1 protein-coding gene is annotated in these 10,937 nt (G+C 75.4%); it reads right to left on the bottom strand.

The features are described from left to right. A complete protein-coding gene (locus AB0J08_RS07670; protein ID WP_360628510.1) occupies positions 1–10,899 on the bottom strand; it encodes a type I polyketide synthase in 10,899 nt (3,632 codons plus the stop codon). Positions 10,900–10,937 lie beyond the last annotated feature (38 nt).

The raw sequence follows: 10,937 nt of genomic DNA on the forward strand, positions 1-10,937 counted from the left end.
TCAGCTTTCGAGGCCCTCGTCGTCGCCGCCGAGCGCCAGTTGAACGAGGTCGTCGACGTCCAGGTCGGCGAGCGTGCCCGGCCGGTCGTCCTCGTCCGGCTCGCCGGCCACCGCACCGCCGGTGTCGAGCGCGGCCAGCCTGACCAGGGCCTCCATCAGTCCGGCCTCCCGGAACCGGGCCATCGGGAGGGAGACCAGGGCGTGCCGCAGACGGTCCTCGTCCACCTCCGGCCCGCTCGCCGCACCGTCCGGGAGCAGTTCGCCGTGCACGTGGCGGGCCAGCGCCAGCGGGGTCGGGTAGTCGAAGACCACGGTGGCGGACAGGTTGAGGCCGGTGGCCTCGCGCAACCGGTTGCGCAGCTCGACCGAGGTGAGCGAGTCGAAGCCGGCGTCCTTGAAGGACGTCCCGGCCACCACCCCGTCCGGACCGGCATGGCCCAGGACCAGCGCGACCTGGGTCCGCAGGAGGTCCACCAGCACGGCCTCCTGGTCGGCCCGGGCGAGCCCGGCCAGCCGGCGGACCAGACCGTCACCGCCGTCACCCGACGCGGCCCTGGCCACCTGGCGGCCGACGCGGACCTGACCGCGCAGCAGGGGTGGCACCGCCGCGCCCGTCGCGGCGTCGGCCCGGATCGCCCGGAGGTCCAGCTTGATCGGCACCAGCAGGGCCTCGTGCGCGTCCAGCGCGGCGTCGAACAGCGCGGTGCCCTCCTGCGGCCCGAGCGCGAGGATGCCGCCGCGACGGTTCGTCCGGGTGCGGCCGGCCGCCTCGGCTCCGGTGGTCATCCCGGTGGCGGTCTGCTCCCACGGGCCCCAGGCCAGCGACAGCGCCGGCAGGCCGCCCGCCCGGCGCCGGGCCATCAGCCCGTCCAGGTAGGCGTTGGCCGCCGCGTAGTTGCCCTGCCCGGCCGAGCCGAACAGGCCGGAGGCGGAGGAGAAGACGACGAACGCGTCCAGTTCGGGGGCGAGTTCGCGGGTCAGCTCGTCCAGGTGGCCGACGGCGGTCACCTTCGGTGCGAAGACGTTCGCCAGCCGTTCCCCGTTCAGCGCCCCGATCACACCGTCGTCCAGGACGCCCGCGGTGTGCACGACGGCCGTCAGCGGGCGTTCGTCGACCACCGCGGCGAGCAGCGCCGCCAGCGCGTCACGGTCGGCGACGTCGCAGGCCGCCACGGACACCGATTCGGCGCCCAGCTCGCGCAGCTCGGCCACCAACTCCTCGGCCCCGGCGGCCGCCGGGCCACGCCGGCTGGTCAGTACCAGGTGCCGCACGCCGTGCCGGGTGACCAGGTGCCGGGCCAGCAGGGCGCCCAGCGACCCGGTGCCACCGGTGACCAGGACCGTGCCCTCCGGGTCGAAGGCCGCCCCCGTCGCGTCGGCCGCGACGGCGCGGACCAGACGCGGTGCGGACAGCACCGCCCCGCGCACCGCGATCTGCGGCTCGCCGGTCGCCAGCACGGCGGTCAGGACGGCGTCGAGGCCGGTGTCGGCATCGGTGTCCGGGTCGAGGTCGAGCAGGACGATCCGGTCCGGGTTCTCCACCTGGGCGGTCCGGACCAGACCCCAGACGGCGCTGCCCGCCGGGTCGGTCAGTGCGGCGTCGCCGCCGGCGGGCACCGCGCCCCGGGTGGCCACGACCAGCCGGGAGTCCGCCGGGCCGGGCGCGACCAGCCAGGCCTGGAGCACGTCGAGCACCCGGGAGCCGAGCTCCAGCGCGTCGCCGCCGACGGCCGTCAGCACGACCGCGTCGGGCACCGCGCCCTGCTCGGCCAGGGCGGCAACCTCGTCCGCGGTGGCGACGCAGACCCGGCTCGGCGCCGGTGCGACGGCCTGCGCCGCCGGGGGCAGCGCCGTCCAGTCCACCCGGAACAGCGAGTCGCCGCCCGGCGCACCGGCCGCCGCCTCCAACTGCTCGGCGGAGACGGCCCGGAACACCAGCGAGTCCAGGGTCAGGACCGGCCCGCCGGTCTCGTCGGCGGCCTGGAGCGACACCGCGTCCGGGCCGGACGGTGCCACCCGCACCCGCAGCGCCGAGGCGCCGACGGCGTGCAGGGTCAGCCCGTTCCACGCGAACGGCAGGACCGTCCGGCGCTCGTCCGCCCCCGAGGGGGCGCCGGCCGGCTGGACGAACCCGTTGGCGTGCAGGGCCGCGTCGAGCAGCGCGGGGTGGATGCCGAAGCGGTCCGCCTCCTCGCGGTACCCGTCCGGCAGCGCGATCTCGGCGAAGACCTCCTCGCCGCGCCGCCAGACCGCCCGCAGGCCCTGGAACGAGGGGCCGTAGGTGTAGCCGAGCCGGATCAGGTCGGCGTAGAAGCCGTCGACGTCGACCTCGACCGGCTGGGCGCCGGGCGGCGGCCAGGCGGTGAGGTCGGACTCCGGCGCGGCGGCGCCGGCCTTCGCCGGCACCAGGGTGCCGGTGGCGTGGCGGGTCCAGCTGTCCGCACCGTTCGCGCCGTTCGCGGCGCCCCCGGCGTCCTCGCGGGCGGAATACACCTCCACCGTGCGGGCGCCCCGGTCGTCGGGGCCGCCGAGGGCGACCTGGACGCGGACGCCGCCGTGGTCGGGCACCACCAGCGGTGCCTCGATGACCAGTTCGTCCAGCGTGCCGCAGCCCGCCTCGTCACCGGCCCGCACCGCCAGCTCCACCAGACCGGTGCCGGGCACCAGCACGACGCCGCCGACGGCATGGTCGGCGAGCCAGGGGTGTGTGCGCAGGGAAAGCCGGGAGGTGAAGACCAGCCCGTCGTTCTGCGGCAGGTGCACCACCGCGCCGAGCAGCGGGTGGTCGGTCCCGGTCAGGCCCAGGAAGGCGGCGTCGGTCGCCGGGGCGCTCTGCAACCAGTAGTGCCGGTGATCGAAGGCGTAGGTCGGCAGCTCCAGGTGCGCGGCCGGGAGGCCGGCGGGCAGGGTCTTCACCCAGTCCACCTCGACGCCCCGGACGAAGAGTTCGGCCACCGAGGCGAGCAGCGTGTGCGCCTCCGGGCGACCGTCGCGCAGCGCGGCCACCGCCACCGCACGGCCGTCGACCGTCTCGCCCACCACCCCGCTGAGCGCGGCACCCGGGCCGAGCTCGACGAACAGCGCGCCACCGTCCTCGGCCGCCGCGACGATGCCCTCGGCGAACCGGACCGGACGGCGGACGTGCTCCACCCAGTAGGCGGGATCGGCCAGTTGACCGGGATCGGCCACCCGGCCGGTCACATTGGAGATCACCGCAAGCTTCGGCTCGCGCCAGGTCACCTCGGCCAGGGCGGCCGCGAACTCCGCCAGCATCGGCTCCATCAGTGCCGAGTGGAAGGCGTGCGAGACCGTGAGCCGCTTGACCTTGCGGCCCTGCGCCTTCAGACTCTCGGCCGCCTTCAGCACGGCCGCCTCCTCACCGGAGAGCACCACCGACGACGGACCGTTCACCGCCGCCAAATCCACCCCGTCACCGAGGAGTTCGGCGACCTCCGCCTCGGCGGCGGCCACCGCCACCATCGCACCACCCTCCGGCAGCGCCTGCATCAACCGGCCACGCGCGGCCACCACCACCACCGCATCCGCCAGCGACAACACCCCCGCCACATGCGCGGCCGCGAGCTCACCGATCGAGTGACCCAGCACCGCGTCCGGCCGCACCCCCCAGGACTCCACCAGCCGGAACAACGCCGTCTCCACCGCGAACAGACCCGCCTGGGCGTAGACGGTCTGATCGAGGGACCCAGCCGTACCGAACACCACATCCTTGACCGAGTGCTCCACCCAGCCCGCCAACCGCGCGTCCAACGCCGCACACGCCGCGTCGAACGCCTCGGCGAACACCGGGTACTGCTCGGCCAACTCCCGGCCCATCCCGATCCGTTGGGAACCCTGCCCCGGGAAGACGAACACCGTCCGAGCCGTTTCCGACACCGTCCCGCTCACCAGCGCCGAGCTGCTGTCACCCCGCGCCAGCGCGCTCAGCCCCGCCAGCGCCTCCTCCGAGGAGCCCGCCAGCACCACAGCACGCTCGGACAGCAGCGCCCGCTGCGACAGCAGGGCGGCGGCGATGTCCACCGTCCGGGCGCCGGAGGTCTCGACGAACGGGGCCAGCCGGTCGGCCTGCCCGGCCAGCGACCCCGTGCTCTTCGCGGAGACCACCAGCGGCACCAGGCCCGTCGGCGCGACGGCGGGGCGTTCCACCGCGGGCTCGACCGGAGCCTGTTCCAGGATCAGATGGGCGTTCGTCCCACTGACCCCGAACCCGGACACGCCCACCCGGCGGGGGCGGCCGGTCTCCGGCCACTCCCGCGCCTCGGTCAGCAACTCCACTGCGCCGGCCGACCAGTCCACCTGCGAGGACGGCGTGTCCACGTGCAGCGTGGGCGGCAGGACACCGTGCCGCAGCGCCTCCACCATCTTGATCACACCGGCGACACCGGCCGCCATCTGGGTGTGGCCGATGTTCGACTTCAGCGAGCCCAGCCAGAGCGGACGCCCCGGCTCCCGGTCCTGGCCGTAGGTGGCCAGCAGCGCCTGCGCCTCGATCGGGTCACCCAGCACCGTCCCGGTCCCGTGACCCTCCACCACGTCCACCTCGACCGGCGACAGACCCGCGTTCGCCAGCGCCTTGCGGATCACCCGCTGCTGCGACAGCCCGTTGGGCGCCGTCAGACCGTTGGACGCGCCGTCCTGGTTCACCGCGCTGCCGCGCACCACCGCGAGCACCCGGTGCCCGTGGCGCCGTGCCTCGGAGAGCCGCTCCAGCACCACCACGCCCGCACCCTCGGCCCAGCCGGTACCGTCCGCCGCGTCCGCGTACGACTTGCACCGGCCGTCCGTCGCCAGGCCGCGCTGGCGCGAGAACTCCACGAAGGTACCGGGGGTGGCCATCACGGTCGCGCCACCGGCCAGCGCCATCGAGCACTCGCCCTGCCGCAGCGCCTGCGCGGCCAGGTGCATCGCCACCAGCGAGGAGGAACACGCCGTGTCCACGGTGACCGCCGGACCCTCCAGTCCGAACACGTAGGCGACCCGACCGGAGGCCACACTGCCCATGCCGCCGGTGCCGGTGAAGCCCTCCAGCTCGGCGGGCACCGCGCCGCCGGCGCCGTAGCCCTGGCCCATCACGCCGGAGAACACGCCGACGTCCCGCCCCTTCAGTGCGAGCGGGTCGATCCCGGCCCGCTCCAGCGCCTCCCAGGACGTCTCCAGCAGCAGCCGCTGCTGCGGGTCCATCGCGAGCGCCTCACGCGGCGAGATCCCGAAGAAGCCCGCGTCGAACTGCCCGGCCTCGTAGAGGAACCCGCCCTGGCTCACATAGGAGGTGCCGGCCTTTCCGGGGTCGGCGTCGAACAGGCCGTCCACGTCCCAGCCGCGGTCCTCCGGGAAGCCGGACATGGCGTCCCGGCCCTCGCTGACCAGCCGCCACAGGTCCGCCGGACTGCCGACGCCACCGGGCAGCCGGCAGGCCATGCCCACGATGGCGATCGGCTCGTCCGGATCGGCGGCCAGGACGGTCGGAGCCGTCGCGGCGGTCTCGGCGGCCACATGACCGAACTCGGCGTGGAGGTAGCGGGCGAACGCGAGCGGGGTGGGGTGGTCGAAGACCACCGTCGCGGCCAGCTTCAGGCCGGTCGCCTCGCGCAGCCGGTTGCGCAGCTCGACCGAGGTCAGCGAGTCGAAGCCGGAGTCCCGGAACGCCGTCCCGCTGCGGATCGCCTCGGGCCCCGCGTGCCCGAGCACGGTCGCCGCGTGCGTACGGACCAGGTCCAGCAGCAGCGCCTCCTGCTCGGCCGCCGCCAGCCCGGCCAGCCGACCGGCCAGCCCTCCGCCGCCGTCACCCGAGGCCGCCCGCACCAGCTGCCGCCCGGTCCGTACCAGGCCCCGCAGCAGGGTCGGGATGTCGCGGCCGGCCGCGGCGCCGGCGCGCAGCGCCCGCAGGTCGAGCCTGGCCGGGATCAGCAGCGCCTCGCCGGTGTGCAGCGCCGCGTCGAAGAGGTCCATGCCCTCCTCGGCCGTCATCGCCAGCACGCCGCCGCGCCGGTTCATCCGGCTCCGCGTGAGCTCGTCCATGCCGGCGGCCATACCGCCGGCGGTCTGGTTCCACAGGCCCCAGGCCAGCGAGGTCCCGGCGAGTCCGGCCGCCCGGCGCTGGTACGCCAGCGCGTCCAGGAAGGCGTTGGCGGCCGCGTAGCTGCCGGTGCCCGCGCCGAGGAACACGGAGGAGACGGAGGAGAAGACGACGAACGCGTCCAGATCGGGGGCCAGTTCGCGGGTCAGAGCGTCCAGGTGCTGCGCCGCGGTCACCTTCGGGGCGAAGACCTGCGCGACCCGCTCGGGCTCCAGGGTGCCGATGACGCCGGCGTCGGCGATGCCCGCGGTGTGCACGACGGCGGTCAGCCGACGTCCGTCGCGCTGCACGGCGGCCAGCAGGGCCGCCACGGCCTCCCGGTCGGTCACGTCGCAGGATTCCACCGAGACCGTCGTCGCACCGAGCCCGGTCAGTTCGGCGACCAGCTCCGCCGCTCCCTCCGCCGCCGGTCCGCGCCGGCTGACCAGCGCCAGATGGCGGATGCCGTGCGTGGCGACGAGGTGCCGGGCGAGGATCCCGCCCAGCGAACCCGTACCACCGGTGATCAGGACGGTGCCCTCGGGGTCGAGGCCCGCCCAGGGCGCGGTGGCGCGCTCACCGCCACCGCCGGTCCCGGTGGCCGATACCGCCCGGACGAGTCGCGGAATGGACAGCGTCGTTCCCCGCAGGGCCAGTTCGGGCTCCCCGGCGGCGAGCACCGCGCCCAGGACGGGGGCCAGGTCACCGTGAGCGGCGGGGTGGGCGTCTACGTCGGCGTGGTGACCCGCGTCGGAGTCGGGATCGAGGTCGAGCAGGACGATCCGGTCGGGGTTCTCGGTCTGGGCGGCGCGGATCAGGCCCCACACCGCGCCGCCGGCCGGGTCGGTGACCGCGCCGTCCGCGCCGGCGCCCACCGCACCCCGGGTGGCCACGACGAGGGGGACCGTCTCCAGCCCCGGAGCCGCCAGCCAGGCCTGGACGGCCGCCAGCACCCGGTTCGTCAGGACGAGCGCGGTGTCGACGCCGTGACCGCCGTCGGCGGCGGCGTCCAGGACCACCAGGGCGGGAAGCTCCGGGGCGTCGGCCAGCGCGGTGACCGCGCCCGCCTCGGACACCGTGACCCAGGTCGGCGGCTCGGCCACCGCCCCCGCGGACGGGGGCAGTTCGCTCCACTCGACGCGGAACAGCGCGTCCTCGCCCGCCGTGCCCGTCGCGGTCGTCAACTGTTCGGCGGTCAGCGGCCGCAGCTCCGCCGCGTCCGCCGTCAGGACCAGACCGCCGGCCTGGTCGACCGCCTCCAGCGACACGGCGTCGCCGCCGTTCGGGCCGATCCGCACGCGCAGCACGGTGGCGCCGACGGCGTGCAGCGCGAGCCCCTGCCAGGCGAGCGGCTGCCAGACCCGGGCACCGCTCGCGGCGCCGTCGGCCCCGGCGGTGTCCCGCAGTGCCGGGTGCAGGGCGGCGTCGAGGAGGGCGGGGTGCAGGCCGAACCGGCCGGCCTCCTCGCGGTCGGCCTCGTCCACCGCGACCTCGGCGAACGTCTCCTCGCCACGCTGCCAGAGCCCGCGTACGCTCCGGAAGACCGGGCCGTGCTCGTAGCCGTGCCGGGCGAGAGCGTCGTAGAGGGTGTCGACGTCGACGGGCCGCGCCCCGGCGGGCGGCCAGACGGTGAAGTCGGCCTGCGGGCTGCCGGTCTTCGTCGTCGCGGTGAGCGTGCCGGTGGCGTGGCGGGTCCAGGTGTCGCTGCCGGTGTCGCCGGCGGCGTCCTCGCGGGTCGAGTACACGGCGACGCTGCGGGCACCGGTCTCGTCGGGGCCGCCGACGGTGACCTGGACCCGGACGCCGCCCTGTTCGGGCAGCAGCAGCGGGGCCTTGACGACCAGCTCGTCGAGGGTTCCGCAGCCGAGCTCGTCACCGGCCCGCACCGCCAGTTCCACCAGGGCGCCGGCCGGGAGCAGGGCCACTCCCCCGACGACGTGGTCGGCCAGCCAGGGGTGCGTCCGGAGCGACAGCCGTGAGGTGCCGAGCAGGCCGCCCGTCTCGGGCACCTCCACCACCGCGCCCATCAGCGGATGGTCGGCGGCTGCCTGGCCGAGCGAGGCCGCGTCGGCGGCGGGGCCGAGCTGGAGCCAGTAGTGCCGGTGGTCGAAGGCGTAGGTCGGCAGCTCGACGCGGGCGGTGCCGGTGGGCAGGACGCCCGTCCAGTCCACGGCCACGCCGCCGACGTGGAGTTCGGCCATCGAGGTCAGCAGCCGGCGGGGCCCGCCCTCCTCGCGGCGCAGCGTCCCGGTGACCACGGCCGTCGCGTCGGCGGCGTCCACGATCTCGCTGATCGGCTGGACGAGCACCGGGTGGGCGCTGGACTCGACGAACACGGTGTAGCCCTGGCCGAGGAGTTCGGCGGCCGCGGGACCGAAGCGGACCTGGCCGCGCAGGTTGCGGTACCAGTACCCGCCGTCCAGCACACCCGCCTCGTCGACCCACCCGCTCGTGACGGTGGAGTAGAAGGGGATCTGCGGGGCCTGGCTACGGATGTCGGCGAAGGCCTTGCCCAGCGTCTCCTCGATCGCCTCGACATGGCGGGTGTGGGAGGCGTAGTCCACCGCGACCCGGCGCACCCGCACGCCCTCGGCAGCCAGGACGTCCAGGGCCTCGTCGAGGGCCTCCGCGTCACCGGCCACGACCACGGAGGATGGGCCGTTGACCGCCGCCACCTCGACGCGGTCCGCCCAACGTTCCAGTCGCTCGGCGGCGTCGGTCTCGGAGAGCGCCACCGAGGCCATCCCACCACGCCCCGCGAGGCTGCCGGCGATCACCTGGCTGCGCACCGCCACGATCCGCGCCGCATCCTCCAGCGACAACGCACCGGCCACACAGGCCGCCGCGATCTCACCCTGCGAATGGCCCAGCACGGCGTCCGGCACCACACCCACCGACGCCCACACGGCGGCCAGACCGACCATCACCGCGAAGCTCGCCGGCTGCAGCACGTCCACCCGGTCCAGCAGCTCGGCCGGGGCGTCCCCGCGCAGAACCTCCTCCAGCGACCAGTCCACCCACGGGCCCAGGGCGGCCGCACACGCCGCCACCCGCTCGGCGAACACCGGCGAGGAGTCCAGCAGTTCACGACCCATGCCGACCCACTGCGAGCCCTGCCCGGGGAAGACCAGGACGAGCTTGCCCGCCCCGCCCGCGGTCCCCGTCACCAGCCCCGGAGCGGACTCGCCCCGCGCCAGCGCACCCAGCCCGGCCAGCGCCTCCTCCGACGAACCGGCCACCACCACCGCACGCTCGGCGAGCACCGCCCGGCCGGTGGCCAGCGCTGCGGCGACGTCCTCCAGGACCGCCCCGTCCGCGCTCCCGACGAAGGCCGCCAGCCGCTCGGCCTGGCCCGCCAGCGCGCCGATCGAGGCCGCCGAGACGACCAGCGGCAGTATGCCGCCGGGGGCGGCCCGGACCGCGTCCGGCTCGGCCGCGGGCTCGACGGGGGGCTCCTCCAGCACCACGTGCGCGTTCGTCCCGCTGACACCGAAGGAGGAGACCCCGGCCCGGCGGGGCCGGCCGGTCTCCGGCCACTCGCGCGCCTCGGTCAGCAGCTCCACCGCACCCGCCGACCAGTCCACCTCGGAGGAGGGCGCGTCCACGTGCAGGGTCGCGGGCATCACGCCGTGGCGCATCGCCTGCACCATCTTGATCACACCGGCGACACCGGCCGCGGCCTGCGTGTGGCCGATGTTGGACTTCAGCGACCCGAGCCACAACGGGCGCCCGGGCTCGCGCTCCTGACCGTAGGTGGCCAGCAGCGCCTGCGCCTCGATCGGGTCGCCCAGCACCGTCCCGGTGCCGTGCCCCTCCACCACGTCCACATCGGCCGGGGTGAGCCCGGCCGCCGCCAACGCCTTGCGGATCACCCGCTGCTGCGAGGGGCCGTTGGGCGCCGTCAGACCGTTGGACGCGCCGTCCTGGTTCACCGCCGACCCGCGCAGCACGGCCAGGACGTGGTGCCCGTTGGCCCGGGCGTCGGAGAGCCGCTCCAACAGCACCATGCCCGCGCCCTCGGCCCAGCCGGTGCCGTCCGCCGCTTCCGCGTACGACTTGCACCGGCCGTCGGCCGCCAGCGCCCGCTGCCGCGAGAACTCCATGAACATCCCCGGCCCGGCCATGACCGTCGCACCGCCGGCCAGCGCCAGCGAGCACTCCCCCCGCCGCAGCGCCTGCGCCGCCAGGTGCATCGCCACCAGCGAGGACGAGCACGCCGTGTCCACCGTCACCGCCGGGCCCTCGAAGCCGAACACGTACGAGATCCGGCCCGACGCCACACTGCCGGTGGTCCCCGTCCCGGTGAAGCCCTCCAGCTCCGGGGGGACCGGGCCGCCGGTCGCGTAACCCTCGTTGATCACTCCGACGAAGACGCCGACGTCCGAGCCCTTCAACCCCGCCGCGTCGACGCCGGCCCGCTCCAGCGCCTCCCACGAGGTCTCCAGCAGCAGCCGCTGCTGCGGGTCCATGGCGACCGCCTCACGCGGCGAGATGCCGAAGAACCCCGCGTCGAAGAGCCCCGCCTCGTGCAGGAAGCCGCCCCGGCTGACGTACGAGGTGCCGCTCTTCTCCGGGTCCTCGTCGAACAGCACGTCCAGGTCCCAGCCGCGGTCGGTCGGGAAGCCCGACACGCCGTCCCCGCGCTCGGTGACCAGCCGCCACAGGTCGTCCGGGCCGGCCACCCCGCCCGGCAGCCGGCAGGCCATGCCCACGATCGCGATCGGCTCCGACTTCTCGGCCTCCAGCTCCAGCACGCGTTGCTGGGAGCGGCGCGCCTCCGCGAGGACGCGCTTGAGGTAGTCGCGAAGCTTGCTTTCATCCGCCATCGAAGTTCGGCTCCTAGAGGGCTGTGGCGTCGGGTGTT

It is taken from the genome of Kitasatospora sp. NPDC050463 (assembly GCF_040655255.1).
Classification (GTDB): Bacteria; Actinomycetota; Actinomycetes; order Streptomycetales; family Streptomycetaceae; genus Kitasatospora.